Below are 14,554 nucleotides of genomic sequence, written 5' to 3'. Positions count from 1 at the left end.
TGATGAAAGCTGAACTCTCCGAAGGCCATATCCGATCCGGCAAGGTGATGACCGTTGCCGGGCCGGTTCCAGCCGATGCGCTCGGCGTTACGCTGATGCACGAGCACGTCCTCAACGACTGCCGTTGCTGGTGGCATGCGCCAAAGACGCCGGAGCGGCAATATCTTGCCGAAGGTTTCGTTTGCATGGAGATTCTCGGTGAGCTCCGCCAGGACCCGTTCGTCAACAAGCACAACATAACGTTGGACGACGAGCCGCTGGCGATTGCCGAGCTTAAGGATTTCGCGAAGGAAGGCGGGGGGACGGTCGTCGAGCCGACATGCCAGGGCATCGGCCGCAACCCGCTGGCGCTCAGGCGCATTGCCAAGGCAACGGGACTCAATATCGTGATGGGTGCGGGCTATTACCTGACCTCGTCGCATCCGACCAAGGTTGCTGGCATGAGTGTCGCAGAGATTGCCGATGAGATCGTCTGCGAGGCTCTTGAGGGTGCTCAAGGGACGGATGTGAAGATCGGTCTGATCGGCGAGATTGGCGTCTCTTCGGACTTCACCGAGCAGGAGGAGAAATCACTACGCGGCGCAACCCAAGCACACTGCCGCACAGGTCTGCCGCTGATGGTCCATTTGCCCGGCTGGTTCCGGCTCGGCAACAAGGTGCTCGACATCGTAGCCAAGGAGGGTGGCGATCTCCGCCACACCGTTCTCTGCCACATGAATCCCTCCCATGAGGATCTCAACTATCAGGGCGAGATCGCTTCGCGCGGGGCGTTTCTCGAATACGACATGATCGGCATGGATTTCTTCTATGCCGACCAGCAGGTGCAATGCCCGAGCGACGAGGAGGCTGCACGCGCCATCGTCAAGCTCGTCGAGATGGGACACGCCGGCCGTATCCTGCTGTCGCACGACGTTTTCCTGAAGATGATGCTGACGAAATACGGCGGCAACGGCTATGCCTACGTCCTCAGGCATTTCCTCCCGCGCCTCAAACGCCACGGCCTCGATGAGCGGATCATCGGCCAAATGATGCGCGACAATCCACGGTCGGTCTTCCAGGCTGCTGCCTGACGGCTAGATTTATCAAAGAACGGTAAGGACAATGACAAAGAAAGTACTCCTCGTCGGTGAAAGCTGGGTCAGCTCGGCCACGCATTACAAGGGCTTCGACCAGTTCGGCAGCGTAACTTTCCATTTGGGCGCCGAGCCGCTGGTCAAGGCGCTTCAGGGTAGCGAATTCGAACTGACCTACATGCCGGCGCACGAGGCGGTGGAAAAATTTCCCTTCGGCATGGCCGGGCTTGACGCCTATGACGCGGTCATCCTGTCAGACATCGGCGCGAACTCGCTGCTCCTGCCGCCGGCGGTCTGGCTGCATTCGAAGACGGTGCCGAACCGTCTGAAACTCATCAAGGCCTGGGTCGAGAAGGGCGGCGCGCTGTTGATGGTCGGCGGCTACTTCTCGTTTCAGGGGATCGACGGAAAGGCGCGCTGGCGCCGCACGCCGGTCGAAGACGTCTTGCCCGTCACCTGCCTTCCCTATGACGACCGCGTTGAAATGCCGGAAGGATCGACGGCCGTTGTCCTGAAGCCGGAACATCCGGTCATGGCCGGGCTTGACGGCGAATGGCCGCTGCTTCTCGGCGTCAACGAAGTGGAACTGCGCGATCGTGCTGATATCGAGGTGCTTGCCCGCCTGCCGGAGGATCAGGGGAGCCATCCGTTGCTGGTGCTGGGTTCGCATGGCAAGGGCCGCACGGCCGCCTGGACCTCCGATATCGGTCCTCACTGGCTCTCGCCGGCTTTTTGCGAGTGGGAGGGGTATGGACGCTTGTGGACCAATCTCCTTGCCTGGATGACCGAGGCGCGATGAAGCCTAAGCGGCGAGGATGGCATGGAGTTCGGCCTTGGTGGGAAACGCAGATCGGGTGCCCCGCCGGCTGACAGTTACGGCAGCAGCAGCGGACGCGTGGCGTATGGCGCGGGCATCGAGCGGCACGCCCCGCAAGGCACAAGAGGCGAGTGCGGTGCCCATGAAGGTGTCGCCGGCGCCCGTCGTATCGATGGCGGTCACGGTGGCTGCCGGGATCTCAAGCGTGCCTGCCCGGCTTGCGAGCATTGCGCCTTCGCCGCCGAGTGTCAGGACGGCATATTTGACCCCCGCAGAGATCAGGGTCGACGCGGCCGCTTGGCCGCAGGTTCCAGTCAAGCTCTCGGCTTCACCTTTATTCAGAAAGGCGATGTCGATGAGCGGCCAGAGATCGGCGAAAAAGCGACGAAGGGGTGAGGGATTGAAGGCGGTGACCAGCTGTCGGCGCCTGGCTTCTTCAAGGATGCCGCGGGTTACGTCATCGGAAAGGTTGCCCTGCAGGACAACGAGATCGCCAGAGGCACTTTCGGCAAGCGGCCGAATTGCTTCCGAAAGGGTCAGCGAACCGGCAGAATCCGTGGTCGTGACGATGGCATTTTCGCCATCGGGGGTGGTGAAGATGATGGAGAAATCACTCGCCTTTCCGCCGAACCGGACCAGTCGCGCGTCGACCGGTTCTTCGGCCAACTGGCTGCGAATGATCTCAGAGCGAAAATCATCGCCGACGGCTGCAACAAGGATGGAGGCAAGACCGGCACGGCCCATCACCACGGCCTGGTTCGCGCCTTTGCCACCAAGGTCACGGGTTTCCTCGTGACCGAGAATAGAGGCGCCTGCCTCGGGCATGGCCGATATGGAAATGGTTTCGTCCACTGTGACGTTGCCGATGACATAAGCACGCATGACTGGCTTTCGAAAGGGAAACAGATGCAGGAAATATCCGACAAGACCTCAAGCGCCATACGGGAAATATTCGGGACTGACAAGGCGCTGATCGGCATGATCCATTGCCCCGCCTTTCCCGGCGCGCCGCGTTACCGCGGCAAAGAGATGAACGCCATCTATGATGCCTGCCTGCGCGACGCCGAGGCCCTGATAGAGGGCGGTATGCACGGGCTGATTATCGAAAATCACGGCGACATCCCGTTCTCGAAGCCGGAGGATATCGGCCCGGAGACCGCGGCTTTCATGTCGGTCGTCACCGATCGTATCGCACGGGCCGTTGATGTTCCCCTCGGCATCAACGTTCTTGCAAATGCGCCGATCCCATCATTCGCAATCGCCATGGCCGGCGGCGCGAAGTTCATCCGGGTCAACCAGTGGGCCAACGCCTATGTCGCGAATGAGGGCTTCATCGAGGGCCGCGCGGCGCAGGCGATGCGTTACCGGTCGATGCTGAGAGCCGAGCACATTAGGGTTTTCGCCGACAGCCACGTCAAGCATGGCGCACATGCCATCACCGCCGATCGCACGATTGAGGAGCTGACTCGCGACCTTGCTTTCTTCGACGCTGATGCGGTGATCGCCACGGGACAGCGCACAGGCAACACTGCGAGCATTGAGGAAATTGAGAAAATCGGCGCAGCGACTCACCTGCCCTTGCTGGTCGGTTCCGGCGTCAGCAAGGAGAATATCGCCAAAATCCTGAAGCGCACCAACGGCGTCATCGTCGCCTCCTCGCTGAAGCACGGCGGCGTGTGGTGGAACCCCGTCGACATAAAGCGCGTCAAGGCCTTCGTTGCAGCCGCCAGACCGGCTTTGAAGGGATGAACGGCATGCGGGAGAGTATGTCGGATCAGATCATCCGGGAAAACCGGTCCGTCTTCGAGGCGATGGTCAGTCATCGCTTTGTCGAGGACATCAAGGCGGGTCGCCTGTCGAAAGAGGTCTTCGACAGCTACCTCGTTTACGAGGGAGCCTTTGTCGAAACTGCCATCTCCATGTTCGCCTATGCAACGGCCAAGGCACAGACCATTGCGCAGAAGCGTTGGCTGATCGGTGTGCTGGACACGCTCGCCAATCAGCAGATTGCCTATTTCGAGAAGACCTTCGCCGCACGCGGGATCGATCCCACAGCCTTCGATGTCGATCGGCCAGAGGTGGCGGACTTCCGCAACGGCATGATGGAGATCGCAAGGTCCGGAGGCTTCCTCGACACGATCGCCGCCATGTTTGCTGCTGAATGGATGTATTGGACCTGGTCGAGACAGGCGGCCGAACGCAGGATCGACGATCCATTGCTCAAGGAATGGGTGGACCTCCACGCCCACGAGGATTTTGCCGCCCAGGCGCGCTGGCTTAAGGCGGAGCTCGACCTTGCAGCCGATCCCCTCGATTGCGCCGAGCGGTCGCGGCTCAGCAGCATCTTCGGCCGGGTCCAGCAGCTGGAGATCGGTTTTCACGACGCGCCCTATCGATAGCGGAGAATGCCCATGACACAGGCGGTTGGCATCGCTGACGAGGGATCCGTGAGACGGCTCGTGGCGTCGAGGCGGTCGCCCGGACAAAGAAGAAGGGGCCGGTTTGCTCAGGCCTGCATAGGCTCGCTGGCATTTTTCGCGATCCCGCGAACAGGCATGGCAGTCGAGCCACCGATGGGCCGCTTTTCGACGAGGAGCCGAAAACTACTTTAGTCGCGCCATACTGCGATATCGCAACATGATCGGTCTGTGGGCGGCGATCGAGGCCTCCAGGAAGCGCTTCGCAGCCTAAGGTGGCGGCAGGCGAAATTGCCAGACAGGCCGAGCGTGGCGGTGTCTTCACCGTCCGGCCGTATCTCAAGGCCCTGGCCAATGGCTACCAACGATCCTCAAGATAAAGCTGCCGAAAAGCCATCAATTCAGGAACAATATTGCTGTCTTCTGGTTGATCTTTCTTCAACACAAAAAGCCCCGAGGCTGCGCGTGAGACAGCAGGATGAAAGGAGAAGCGCCATGGCACTGACCCTGATGAGCCCGGCATTCACACAGGATAATCCCATTCCCAAGAAATATGCGCGCTCGGGCGAAAATCTGCTCCCGCCTCTCAAGTGGGGCGGGGCTCCGCAAGGAACTCGAAGCTTTGCCTTGGTCGTCGAAGACCCGGACGCGCCGCGCGGCACCTTCCGCCATTGTGGCATTGCCAATATTCCGTCCGATTGGGATGCTCTGGCCGAAAGCGCCGATACCGCACCGGAAAACGCGCCACGCTTTTACAGGAATGATTTCGGCAATGCGCGCTATGATGGTCCGCAGCCACCACGGGGCGACAAGGCGCATCACTATATCTTCCGCCTTGCCGCGCTCGACGTCCCGAGGCTTTCGGTTCCCAGCGACGCCGGTATCGCTTCGATGTGGAACGAAGCAAGCAAACATATGCTTGCCGAGGCAAGCATCACCGGGACCTATCAGTCCTAGGATGAGCTGATTTCATTTGATCCGACCTGGCAAGTGCTGTTTGCGCAACGCAATGCGCCCGAGGTTCCGGCGAAAAGGGCGGCGGCCGGCTGGTTCGCCGCTATCTTATGCCGACGCTGTCGGGCCATAAAGCCTGGATCTCCTTGGGTAGTGCGTCGCGCACCTTCGCCGATTGGCCGAGATCGACATGACGGGCGAGAACGCGGAAAACTGATTTCGCCGCCTCGGCTGGATCGACAGGACGAATGGATTTTAGCCCTTCGGCGACACGTTCGAGGAATTCATCGCGTGAACGCGTTTTGTCCGGCATTTGGGAAGGTCGATACTGGTCGTAGTAGATGCCACGAACGATGAGCGGCAGTTCTGCGCCAAGGTGGGCCGCAAGGTCCGGCGAAAGCTTGTCGCGCAAGGCCTTAAGGACGGCGCCTAGAATATGCCATGCGACGTGCCGGTCGGGACCATGATCGGCCATGATTTCGTTCAGCCAGATATTGGTAGTTTGCAGTGTCTTGTCGAAGACATCGAGACCGGTGGTGCTCATATTGACACCCTCCTTTGCAAGGGGCCGGTCGAAGCCCGAACATCCTTCTCAAAGAGCAAAACTGCAATTGGCTGCAATTGTTTCGCCAGTCGCAAAGAAAACGGCCGCGGAGCGTCCCATGTGCGGGCAATTGCTGGCGTGAGCGTCCAAATTCCCGACAGTGACGTTAATCGATGACGCTTGGAACATTGCCGAGCCCGATACGTTGGACTTCTGTAGAAATCCATACAAGGCGGAGGATAAAAATCATGAAAGTGAGCGAAGTGATGACGCGCGACGTCCGGCTCGTCAGGCCGGGTGACACGATACAGGACGCGGCAAGGATCATGGCCGAACTCGACGCCGGCGTCGTGCCGGTCGAGGATAATGACCGGCTCGTTGGCATGCTGACGGATCGCGACATCGCGGTTCGCGCCATTGCCCAGGGGCAGGGACCTGAGGCGAAGGTCGGCGATATCATGACGTCCGAAGTCAGATACTGCTTTGATGATCAGGACACCGACGAAGTCTGCAAGAACCTTGCCGATCAACAGATCAGGCGCATTCCGGTGGTTAATCGGGACAAGCGGCTGGTCGGCATATTGTCGCTTGGAGATCTGGCGACTGTCGCCGAAAAAGCGTCGGCCGGCGCAGCTCTTGCGGGCATATCGCGCCAGGGAGGCCACCATTCGCAGTCGAGCGGCCTTCACTAAGCGGCCGCGCGATGGGGCGGAAAACCGGGTGGCGCCACCCGGTTTTCGGACCGGACCCGGATGCGCGCCTTGAGCGGCGCGCGCCCCGTTGCTGCAATGCAGCGACGAATTTCTCTTGACGGCTGTCCTGCCGTAACCTTTACTCAACTGATCTGGTGGACCAACCAGTGGATCAGTGAGTGACGGGGAATGGACGAGAGCCCGATCTTGACGCAGGTACCGAATGTCGGGCGAAGTCTCGCCCGCCAGACGGCGCGCGACGTCATTGCTGAAAAGCTGATGGTCCTGATTGCCACGAACATGCTTCGGCCGGGCGACGAGCTGCCGGGTGAGCGCGAGCTTGCCAATGTTCTTCATGTTAGCCGGGAAACTGTGCGCGGCGCAATCCAGATGCTTGCCGCCCAAGGCATCATCGAAGTCTCACATGGCAGCCGCAGTCGCGTCGGCAAGGTCGATCTCAGCCACATCACCGTCACCATCGCATCCCCAAACGCCATTGACAGCTACGATTTGGAATCGGTCCATGCGGCGCGCCTGCATATCGAACTCAAGGTCGTCGGCGATGCCGCCGACAGGATAGACGCAGAAACACTGACAAAGCTGCAGGGCCTCATCGAAGCGCAGCGTCTGGGTGGAGACGATGCAATGCGCTTTCTCATCTGTGACCGTGAATTCCACGTCGCAATCTATCGCGCCTGCGGAAATCCGCTGCTCGCCGACTTCGTCACCGATCTATACACCTACATGATGGACTACCGACGCAACGCCATGTCCAAGCCGGGCGCCATCAAGGCCAGCTACGCCGATCACGTTGCTATTGCCGAGGCTCTTGAGCGGCATGACCGGGACGCCGTGATCGCCGCATTTCGCCATCATCTGACGCGCATTTACGAAACGACCAGGGCTCTTTTGAGCGCCGGCGGTCCGGCGTGAGCCGAACAGCATGAGGAGATTTGCCTGAGATGCATGTGATGGTTATCGGCGCAGCCGGCATGATCGGACGCAAACTGGTGGAAAAGCTCGGCTCCGACGCCGAAGCGCTCGGCCGCAGCATCGACAGGCTCACGCTCGTCGATGTCGTTGCACCGCCGGTGCCTGCCGCATTTGCCTCCGTTTCTAACGCGTTGGCGCTTGATCTGTCGGATGCCAGCGCTGCAGCCACGCTTGCCTCCTTGCGACCGGATCTGATCTTCCATCTCGCGGCGATCGTGTCCGGCGAGGCCGAGGCGGATTTCGAAAAAGGCTACCGCGTCAATCTCGACGGCACGCGCTCGCTCTTTGAGGCGATCCGGTTCGAAGGCCACAAAGAGCCTTACACCCCGCGCCTGATCTTTGCGTCATCCATCGCCGTCTTCGGCCAGCCTTTCCCGGAGAAGATCAGAGATGATTTCTTCACGACGCCGCTGACGAGCTACGGTACGCAGAAGGCAATCTGCGAGCTGCTGTTGGCAGATTATTCACGGCGTGGCATTTTCGACGGCATCGGCATCCGCCTCCCGACGATCTGCATTCGCCCCGGCAAACCCAACAAGGCGGCCTCCGGCTTTTTTTCCAATATCCTGCGCGAGCCGCTGGTCGGTCAGGAGGCCTTGCTCCCCGTCGACGAGAACGTCCGGCACTGGTTTGCAAGCCCCCGTTCGGCGGTCGGTTTCTTCGTCCATGCCGCGCGGATTGACACCAGCACGATCGGGCCGCGCCGCAATCTGACCATGCCGGGTCTTTCCGCGCTCGTCGGCGAAGAGATCGAGGCGCTGCGCCGCGTTGCCGGCGACAAGGCAGTCAAGCTCATCCGCCGCGAGGCCGACCCCGCCATTCGTTCGATTGTTTCCGGCTGGGCGACGGATTTCGATGCGCAGCGCGCCACCGCGCTCGGTTTCAAGGCCGAAGCCAATTTCGACGAGATCATCAAGATCCACATAGACGACGAACTTGGGGGTAAAATCTAAGATGCCGCAATCCGCAAGCCTGCAGAAAGGCAAGATCGCGCTCGTCACCGGCGGAGGCACCGGCATCGGCCGCAGCATTGCCGGCGCCTTGAGCGCTGAAGGCTATATCGTGGTCATTACCGGCCGCCGGAGCGATGTTCTGGAAAAAGCCGCCGCCGAGCTTGGCGCCGAAACCGGCGGGACGGTCCGGGCGATGACTTGCGATATCAGCCTTGCCGAGCAGGTGGCAGACCTTTTTGGTCAGATCAAAGGCGAGTTCGGCAGGCTCGACCTTCTCGTCAACAATGCCGGCAGCAATATTCCGGCGATCCCGCTGGAGGACGTCAGCTTCGATCAGTGGAGCGGGGTGGTTGCGGCCAACCTCACCGGCGCCTTTCTATGCACCCAGCAGGCTTTCAGGTTGATGAAATCGCAGGAGCCGCGCGGCGGCCGCATCATCAACAACGGATCAATTTCCGCCACGACGCCGAGGCCGAATTCCGCTCCTTATACGGCGACAAAGCATGCGATCACCGGCCTGACGAAATCGGCCGCACTCGACGGACGGCCATACGATATCGCCTGCGGTCAGATCGACATCGGCAATGCCGCAACGGACATGACGTCGAAGATGAGCTCGGGAGTGTTGCAGGCGAATGGAGAGATTGCGAGCGAGCCGACGATCCCGTCCGAGCATATCGCCCGCGCCGTCGTCTATATGGCAAGCCTGCCGTTGGAGGCAAACGTGCTGACTATGACTGTGATGGCGACAAAGATGCCCCTCGTGGGAAGGGGATAGGCACAACGAAGTTGAATTGGCCTGCGCCCTGGCGGTGTTATCCTGGAGGAGGGATGGCCGGGCAGATGAAGGCCGAAGGCGAAGACCTGGTCTGGGAGGGACTTTTATGGCAGCTGTCGAATTTGTCGATGTCAGGAAATCATTCGGGGCTTTCCCCGTCATCAAGGGTGTGAACATCGAGATTGCCGATGGGGAGTTCGTGATCCTGGTCGGGCCGTCCGGATGCGGAAAATCCACGCTTTTGAGAATGCTCGCCGGGCTCGAAAACATATCCGCCGGGGAAATCCGCATCGGCGGCCGCGTCGTCAACGGGCTCGCGCCTGGAGAACGCGACATCGCCATGGTCTTTCAGAACTATGCGCTCTATCCGCACATGACGGTCGCCCAGAACATGGCGTTTTCGCTGATGCTCAAACGTGCGCCGAAGGCGGACATGGACCAACGCGTGGACAAGGCCGCAGGCATTCTCGGCCTCACCAAACTTCTCGACCGCTATCCACGCCAGCTTTCCGGCGGCCAGCGGCAGCGCGTCGCCATGGGCCGGGCGATCGTTCGCGATCCGCAGGTGTTCCTCTTCGACGAACCGCTCTCCAACCTCGACGCCAAACTCCGCGTTGCCATGCGCGCCGAGATCAAGGAACTTCACCAGCGCCTTAGCACCACCACCGTCTATGTCACCCACGATCAGATCGAGGCGATGACGATGGCCGACAAGATCGTCGTCATGCATGACGGCGTCGTGGAACAGGTTGGCGCGCCGCTCGATCTCTACGACAATCCGGCGAACCTCTTTGTCGCAGGCTTCATCGGCTCGCCGGCGATGAACATGTTCAAGGGACGTCTCAATCCGGACAACGCCAACCAGTTCATTGCGTCGGACGGAACGGCCCTGCCGGTTGCAAATCCGCCTGCCGGGGCAAAGGGACGCGATCTGATCTATGGGTTGCGCCCGGAATATATCCTGCTCGATGCCAATGGTCTGCCGGCTGAGATCGTCGTCATCGAGCCGACCGGCTACGAAACGCAGCTGATCGTGAGGTTCGGGGGCGCTGATGTCAGTTGCGTCTTCCGCGAACGCGTCAACGCGCGTCCCGGCGAGACGCTGCGCATCTCGATCGACGCGCCGCATGTGCATCTCTTCGATGCCGAAAGCGGGCAGAGACTGAGTGCCTGATAACGCTTCAGTGGAGGCAGGAAAGAAGAGGAGCCTTCCCTGCTCATCCGCCGATGCGATGGCCGTCGTTCGCCAAGCGGGAAGGTGAACGCCGGAGAATTCGCTCCCGCTTTTCAAGGAGGAGTATTATGACAATCAAAAGACGTGATTTTCTTGCCGCGTCGGCGGCCGCGGCCGGTATCGCGGGCCTTTCGCCATTCGGGATCCGACCGTCTTTCGCCCAGGCCGAACCGAGCTACAAGCCGGAGGAGGGCGCAAGCCTCAGGCTTCTTCGCTGGACGCCCTTCGTCAAGGGAGACGAAGATGCCTGGCTTGCCAACACCAAGAAGTTCACCGAGGCGACCGGCGTCGACGTTCGCGTCGACAAGGAAAGCTGGGAAGATATCCGTCCGAAGGCTGCCGTTGCCGCCAATGTCGGCTCCGGTCCAGACATGGTGATGTGCTGGTTCGACGACGCCCATCAGTATCCCGACAAACTCGTCGACCTGACCGAACTTGCGACTTATCTCGGCAACAAGTACGGCGGCTGGTATGATGGTGTCCGCGGCTATGCAACCCGCGACGACAAGTTCATCGCTATGCCGCTCACGGCGATCGGTAATGCTGTCGTCTACCGCGACAGTCATGTGAAGGCGGCCGGCTTCAGCGAATTCCCGAAGGATACGGCAGGCTTTCTTGAACTTTGCAAGGCAATGAAGGCCAAGGGCACGCCTGCCGGCTTCCCGCATGGCAAGGCGGTCGGCGACGGCAACAACTATGCCCATTGGCTGCTTTGGAGTCATGGCGGCAAGATGGTGGACGAGAGCGGCAAGGTGACCATCAACAGCCCCGAAACGCTGGCTGCCATCAACTATGCGAAGGAACTCTATGCAACCTTCATCCCGGGCACGGAAAGCTGGCAGGACATCAACAACAACCGGGCATTCCTCGCCGGGCAAGTTTCGCTGATCGCAAACGGCGTGTCGGTCTATTATGCGGCGAAAAAAGATCCAAAGCTTGCTGAAATCGCCGCAGACATGAGAACCACGAACTTCCCGATTGGTCCGGTCGGCAAGAGCGTCGAGCTGCACCAGACGAGCTCGCTGCTTCTCTTCAGCCATACCGAGTACCCGGAAGCCGCCAAAGCCTACATCAAGTTCATGATGGAAGCCGACCAGATGAATGCTTGGATTACAGGTTCCAGCGCCTATTGCTGCCAGCCGCTGAAGGCCTTTTCCGACAATCCCGTCTGGACGTCCGATCCGATCCATGCGCCCTATGCGCGTGCTTCGGAGACGCTGCGGCCGAACGGTTATGCGGGCCCCCTCGGCTATGCTTCGGCAGGCACTATGGCCGACTATGTGCTCGTCGACATGTTCGCCGCTGCCGTAACCGGCCAGATGACGCCGGAAGACGCGATGAAAGAAGCAGAGCGCCGGGCAAACCGCTACTACCGGGTTTAAGCCCGCTTAAAGGTCTGCGGCATGCCGGCGACGGCATGCTGCGATTGTCCATCAGGAGATAGAATCATGTCGACCGTGACATCCGGGGATACGACGCGCGGCCGGGTCGCATCGCTCATGCAGAACAACAACATGCTCGGCTTCTTGTTCATGCTGCCGGCGGCCATCTTTCTCGTATGTTTCCTCACCTACCCGCTCGGCCTGGGTGTCTGGCTCGGCTTCACCGACACCCGGATCGGTCGCGACGGTATCTTCATCGGCCTTGAGAACTATCAGTTCCTTGCCAGCGATTCCGTTTTCTGGCTCTCGGTCTTCAACACCCTGCTTTATACGTTCGTTGCCTCCGTCTTAAAATTCGTGCTTGGCCTCTGGCTGGCGCTGCTTCTCAATCAGCATCTGCCGTTCAAGTCGTTCTTCCGCGCTATCGTCCTGCTTCCATGGGTCGTTCCAACGGTGCTGTCGGGGCTGGCCTTCTGGTGGATCTACGATTCCCAATTCTCGATCCTTTCCTGGTCGCTGATGCAGATGGGGCTGATTGACGGACCGATCAATTTTCTCGGCGATCCCACCAATGCGCGGATCTCGGTGATTATCGCCAATGTCTGGCGTGGTATACCGTTCGTCGCCATCTCGCTGCTCGCCGGCCTGCAGACCATTCCCGCCTCGCTCCAGGAAGCCGCCTCGCTCGACGGTGCAACCAGCTGGCAGCGGTTCCGCTATGTGACGCTGCCGATGCTGACGCCGATCATCGCCGTCGTGATGACGTTTTCGGTGCTTTTTACCTTTACCGATTTCCAGCTGATCTATGTGCTGACCAAAGGCGGGCCGGTCAATGCGACGCACCTGATGGCGACGCTGTCCTTCCAGCGCGGCATTCCGGGCGGCCAGCTGGGCGAGGGGGCTGCCATTGCGGTCGCGATGATCCCCTTCCTGCTTGCCGCCATCATGTTCAGCTTCTTCGGTCTGCAGCGCCGCAAATGGCAACAGGGCGGCCAGGATTAACGGCCGGGAGACAATCATGAACGCCAACACTACCGATCAGGTTCTGACCGACAACGTCCAGGGGATGACTTATCTCAATCGCCTGCCACGGCGCATCGTCATGCTCTATCTGCCGATGGCGGTATTCGTCTTCGTTCTGCTCTTTCCGTTCTATTGGATGGCGATCACCGCCGTCAAACCGAACTCGCAGCTGACCGATTACAACAACTACAGCCCCTTCTGGGTGGTCGAGCCGACGCTGGACCACATTAAATATCTGTTCCTTGAAACCTCCTATCCGGGCTGGCTCTGGAACACGATGCTGGTTGCGGTCGGATCGACGGTGCTGTCGCTTGCAGCATCCGTTTTCGGCGCTTACGCAATCGAGCGCGTGCGCTTTACCGGATCGCGCCCGGTCGGGCTCCTTATTTTTCTCGCCTATCTCGTGCCGCCATCGATCCTCTTCATCCCGCTGGCCTTCATCGTCTTCAAGCTCGGCATCTATGATTCCAGGCTGGCGCTGATCTTTACCTATCCGACCTTCCTCATCCCGTTCTGCACCTGGTTGCTGATGGGCTATTTCCGGTCGATCCCTTTCGAGCTCGAGGAAAGTGCCTTGGTCGACGGCGCCAACCGCTGGCAGATCCTAGTGAAGATCATCCTGCCGCTTGCCGTGCCCGGGTTGATATCAGCCGGCATTTTCGCCTTCACGCTCTCGTGGAACGAGTTCATCTATGCGCTCACATTCATTCAGTCGTCGGAAAACAAGACCATTCCTGTCGGTGTTTTGACCGAGCTGGTGCGCGGCGACGTGTTCGAATGGGGATCGCTGATGGCCGGGGCTTTGTTCGGCTCGTTGCCCGTCGTGATCCTCTATTCATTCTTCGTCGACTACTATGTCTCGTCGATGACCGGCGCTGTGAAGGAATGACGAAATTTGACTGTCAGCGTTCGTGAGAGAGAGGGGCGGATGAACAGGATTGATCTGGAAGGACAGCATGCGATCGTCACAGGGGGGGCACAGGGCATTGGTTTTGCAATCGCCAGCCGTCTCATTGCCTCCGGTGCGGCGGTCACACTTTGGGACATGGATGGGCCGTTGCTCAAAAAGGCGGAGGCTGCGCTTGGCGCAGGAACTCGAAGCGCCGTCGCCGATATCTCACGCTGGGACGAGGTCGAGGCTGCCTATGCCGCCACTACCGCCGATGGCCCACCGGTTTCGATCGTCGTCAATTCCGCCGGCATCGCCGGAGATGCAGCGCCGGTTGACACCTATGACATTGCCATGTGGACGAAGATCATCGCGATCAATCTCACCGGCACCTTCTATGTCAACCGCGCAGTGGTCCCGGACATGAAGGCGCGCAACTACGGCCGCATCGTCAATATCGCCTCGATCGCAGGCAAGGAGGGCAATCCGAACGCTGCAGCCTATTCCGCCTCGAAGGCAGGCGTCATCGGGCTTACCAAATCGCTGGGCAAGGAGCTTGCCGGCTACGACATCGCCGTCAATTGCATTACACCGGCAACCGCTCAGACGCGGATTCTGGAACAGCTGACGCCGGAGTTCATCGAATACATGCGCTCGCGCATCCCGCGCGGCCGCTTTTTGAAGGTCGAGGAGGCAGCGTCCATGGTCGCCTGGCTGGTGTCTAAGGAAAACAGCTTTACCACAGCCTCGACATTCGACCTGTCGGGCGGGCGTGCCACCTATTGAAGAACATGGTGCGCTTCAC

The 14,554-nt window shown here is 60.0% G+C and carries 16 protein-coding genes; 14 read left to right on the top strand and 2 right to left on the bottom strand.

Going from position 1 to position 14,554, the window contains the following annotated elements:
* The first annotated feature begins 2 nt into the window (after positions 1-2).
* A complete protein-coding gene (locus RGR602_RS30655; protein WP_040115738.1) occupies positions 3-1,070 on the top strand; it encodes a phosphotriesterase family protein in 1,068 nt (355 codons plus the stop codon).
* 31 nt (positions 1,071-1,101) lie between these two features.
* On the top strand, positions 1,102-1,872 hold the full coding sequence (locus RGR602_RS30650) for a glutamine amidotransferase (protein WP_040115737.1): 771 nt from the start codon (positions 1,102-1,104) through the stop codon (positions 1,870-1,872).
* 3 nt (positions 1,873-1,875) lie between these two features.
* On the opposite strand, the gene RGR602_RS30645 is transcribed toward RGR602_RS30650, so the two are convergent.
* Positions 1,876-2,772 (bottom strand): PfkB family carbohydrate kinase, encoded by an 897-nt coding sequence (locus RGR602_RS30645; protein ID WP_040115736.1) that lies wholly within the window; start codon positions 2,770-2,772, stop codon positions 1,876-1,878.
* A gap of 24 nt (positions 2,773-2,796) precedes the next feature.
* On the opposite strand from RGR602_RS30645, the gene RGR602_RS30640 reads away from it, so the two are divergent.
* The 3 genes from RGR602_RS30640 to RGR602_RS30630 all read left to right on the top strand — a co-directional run bounded on the left by RGR602_RS30640 (position 2,797) and on the right by RGR602_RS30630 (position 5,264).
* Complete coding sequence (locus tag RGR602_RS30640) at positions 2,797-3,639, top strand: BtpA/SgcQ family protein (protein ID WP_040115735.1); 843 nt, start codon at positions 2,797-2,799, stop codon at positions 3,637-3,639.
* A gap of 5 nt (positions 3,640-3,644) precedes the next feature.
* Positions 3,645-4,289, top strand: coding sequence for a TenA family protein (locus RGR602_RS30635; RefSeq protein WP_040116622.1), 645 nt, complete (start codon positions 3,645-3,647; stop codon positions 4,287-4,289).
* Between the two features lie 513 nt (positions 4,290-4,802).
* Positions 4,803-5,264, top strand: a complete 462-nt coding sequence (locus RGR602_RS30630; RefSeq protein WP_040115734.1) for a YbhB/YbcL family Raf kinase inhibitor-like protein — start codon at positions 4,803-4,805, stop codon at positions 5,262-5,264.
* A gap of 100 nt (positions 5,265-5,364) precedes the next feature.
* Here RGR602_RS30630 and RGR602_RS30625 read toward each other — a convergent pair whose 3' ends face one another.
* The gene (locus RGR602_RS30625; protein WP_040115733.1) at positions 5,365-5,805 is read right to left on the bottom strand and encodes a DUF2267 domain-containing protein; all 441 of its coding nucleotides are present in this window, start codon (positions 5,803-5,805) and stop codon (positions 5,365-5,367) included.
* Between the two features lie 248 nt (positions 5,806-6,053).
* On the opposite strand from RGR602_RS30625, the gene RGR602_RS30620 reads away from it, so the two are divergent.
* From RGR602_RS30620 to RGR602_RS30580, 9 genes are all read left to right on the top strand, one after another.
* Positions 6,054-6,497, top strand: a complete 444-nt coding sequence (locus tag RGR602_RS30620) for a CBS domain-containing protein (protein WP_040115732.1) — start codon at positions 6,054-6,056, stop codon at positions 6,495-6,497.
* Positions 6,498-6,686: 189 nt separating this feature from the next.
* Positions 6,687-7,430 (top strand): FadR/GntR family transcriptional regulator, encoded by a 744-nt coding sequence (locus RGR602_RS30615; protein ID WP_040115731.1) that lies wholly within the window; start codon positions 6,687-6,689, stop codon positions 7,428-7,430.
* A gap of 29 nt (positions 7,431-7,459) precedes the next feature.
* The gene (gene denD / locus RGR602_RS30610; protein ID WP_040115730.1) at positions 7,460-8,443 is read left to right on the top strand and encodes a D-erythronate dehydrogenase; all 984 of its coding nucleotides are present in this window, start codon (positions 7,460-7,462) and stop codon (positions 8,441-8,443) included.
* A gap of 1 nt (position 8,444) precedes the next feature.
* Positions 8,445-9,221, top strand: a complete 777-nt coding sequence (locus tag RGR602_RS30605) for an SDR family oxidoreductase (protein ID WP_040115729.1) — start codon at positions 8,445-8,447, stop codon at positions 9,219-9,221.
* A gap of 106 nt (positions 9,222-9,327) precedes the next feature.
* Positions 9,328-10,395: an ABC transporter ATP-binding protein gene (locus tag RGR602_RS30600; protein WP_040115728.1), complete on the top strand. Its 1,068-nt coding sequence runs from the start codon at positions 9,328-9,330 to the stop codon at positions 10,393-10,395.
* 128 nt (positions 10,396-10,523) lie between these two features.
* Positions 10,524-11,837, top strand: coding sequence for an ABC transporter substrate-binding protein (locus tag RGR602_RS30595; RefSeq protein WP_040115727.1), 1,314 nt, complete (start codon positions 10,524-10,526; stop codon positions 11,835-11,837).
* Between the two features lie 66 nt (positions 11,838-11,903).
* Positions 11,904-12,839, top strand: a complete 936-nt coding sequence (locus RGR602_RS30590) for a carbohydrate ABC transporter permease (RefSeq protein ID WP_022716144.1) — start codon at positions 11,904-11,906, stop codon at positions 12,837-12,839.
* A 16-nt stretch (positions 12,840-12,855) separates the two neighbouring features.
* The gene (locus tag RGR602_RS30585; protein ID WP_040115726.1) at positions 12,856-13,749 is read left to right on the top strand and encodes a carbohydrate ABC transporter permease; all 894 of its coding nucleotides are present in this window, start codon (positions 12,856-12,858) and stop codon (positions 13,747-13,749) included.
* Positions 13,750-13,788: 39 nt separating this feature from the next.
* Positions 13,789-14,535 (top strand): SDR family NAD(P)-dependent oxidoreductase, encoded by a 747-nt coding sequence (locus RGR602_RS30580; RefSeq protein ID WP_040115725.1) that lies wholly within the window; start codon positions 13,789-13,791, stop codon positions 14,533-14,535.
* The last annotated feature ends 19 nt before the right edge of the window (positions 14,536-14,554 follow it).

The sequence above is a fragment of the Rhizobium gallicum bv. gallicum R602sp genome (genome assembly GCF_000816845.1).
Taxonomy (GTDB): domain Bacteria; phylum Pseudomonadota; class Alphaproteobacteria; order Rhizobiales; family Rhizobiaceae; genus Rhizobium; species Rhizobium gallicum.
This window is presented reverse-complemented; position numbering and strand designations above follow the sequence as displayed.

Bases quoted from the DNA above. Each gene is read 5' to 3' on its own strand.
- RGR602_RS30585 (WP_040115726.1), top strand. From the start codon at position 12,856: ATGAACGCCAACACTACCGATCAGGTTCTGACCGACAACGTCCAGGGG.
- RGR602_RS30630 (WP_040115734.1), top strand. From the start codon at position 4,803: ATGGCACTGACCCTGATGAGCCCGGCATTCACACAGGATAATCCCATT.
- RGR602_RS30635 (WP_040116622.1), top strand. From the start codon at position 3,645: ATGCGGGAGAGTATGTCGGATCAGATCATCCGGGAAAACCGGTCCGTC.
- RGR602_RS30655 (WP_040115738.1), top strand. From the start codon at position 3: ATGAAAGCTGAACTCTCCGAAGGCCATATCCGATCCGGCAAGGTGATG.
- RGR602_RS30600 (WP_040115728.1), top strand. From the start codon at position 9,328: ATGGCAGCTGTCGAATTTGTCGATGTCAGGAAATCATTCGGGGCTTTC.
- RGR602_RS30605 (WP_040115729.1), top strand. From the start codon at position 8,445: ATGCCGCAATCCGCAAGCCTGCAGAAAGGCAAGATCGCGCTCGTCACC.
- RGR602_RS30595 (WP_040115727.1), top strand. From the start codon at position 10,524: ATGACAATCAAAAGACGTGATTTTCTTGCCGCGTCGGCGGCCGCGGCC.
- RGR602_RS30640 (WP_040115735.1), top strand. From the start codon at position 2,797: ATGCAGGAAATATCCGACAAGACCTCAAGCGCCATACGGGAAATATTC.
- RGR602_RS30620 (WP_040115732.1), top strand. From the start codon at position 6,054: ATGAAAGTGAGCGAAGTGATGACGCGCGACGTCCGGCTCGTCAGGCCG.
- RGR602_RS30625 (WP_040115733.1), bottom strand. From the start codon at position 5,805: ATGAGCACCACCGGTCTCGATGTCTTCGACAAGACACTGCAAACTACC.
- denD (WP_040115730.1), top strand. From the start codon at position 7,460: ATGCATGTGATGGTTATCGGCGCAGCCGGCATGATCGGACGCAAACTG.
- RGR602_RS30650 (WP_040115737.1), top strand. From the start codon at position 1,102: ATGACAAAGAAAGTACTCCTCGTCGGTGAAAGCTGGGTCAGCTCGGCC.
- RGR602_RS30615 (WP_040115731.1), top strand. From the start codon at position 6,687: ATGGACGAGAGCCCGATCTTGACGCAGGTACCGAATGTCGGGCGAAGT.
- RGR602_RS30580 (WP_040115725.1), top strand. From the start codon at position 13,789: ATGAACAGGATTGATCTGGAAGGACAGCATGCGATCGTCACAGGGGGG.
- RGR602_RS30645 (WP_040115736.1), bottom strand. From the start codon at position 2,772: ATGCGTGCTTATGTCATCGGCAACGTCACAGTGGACGAAACCATTTCC.
- RGR602_RS30590 (WP_022716144.1), top strand. From the start codon at position 11,904: ATGTCGACCGTGACATCCGGGGATACGACGCGCGGCCGGGTCGCATCG.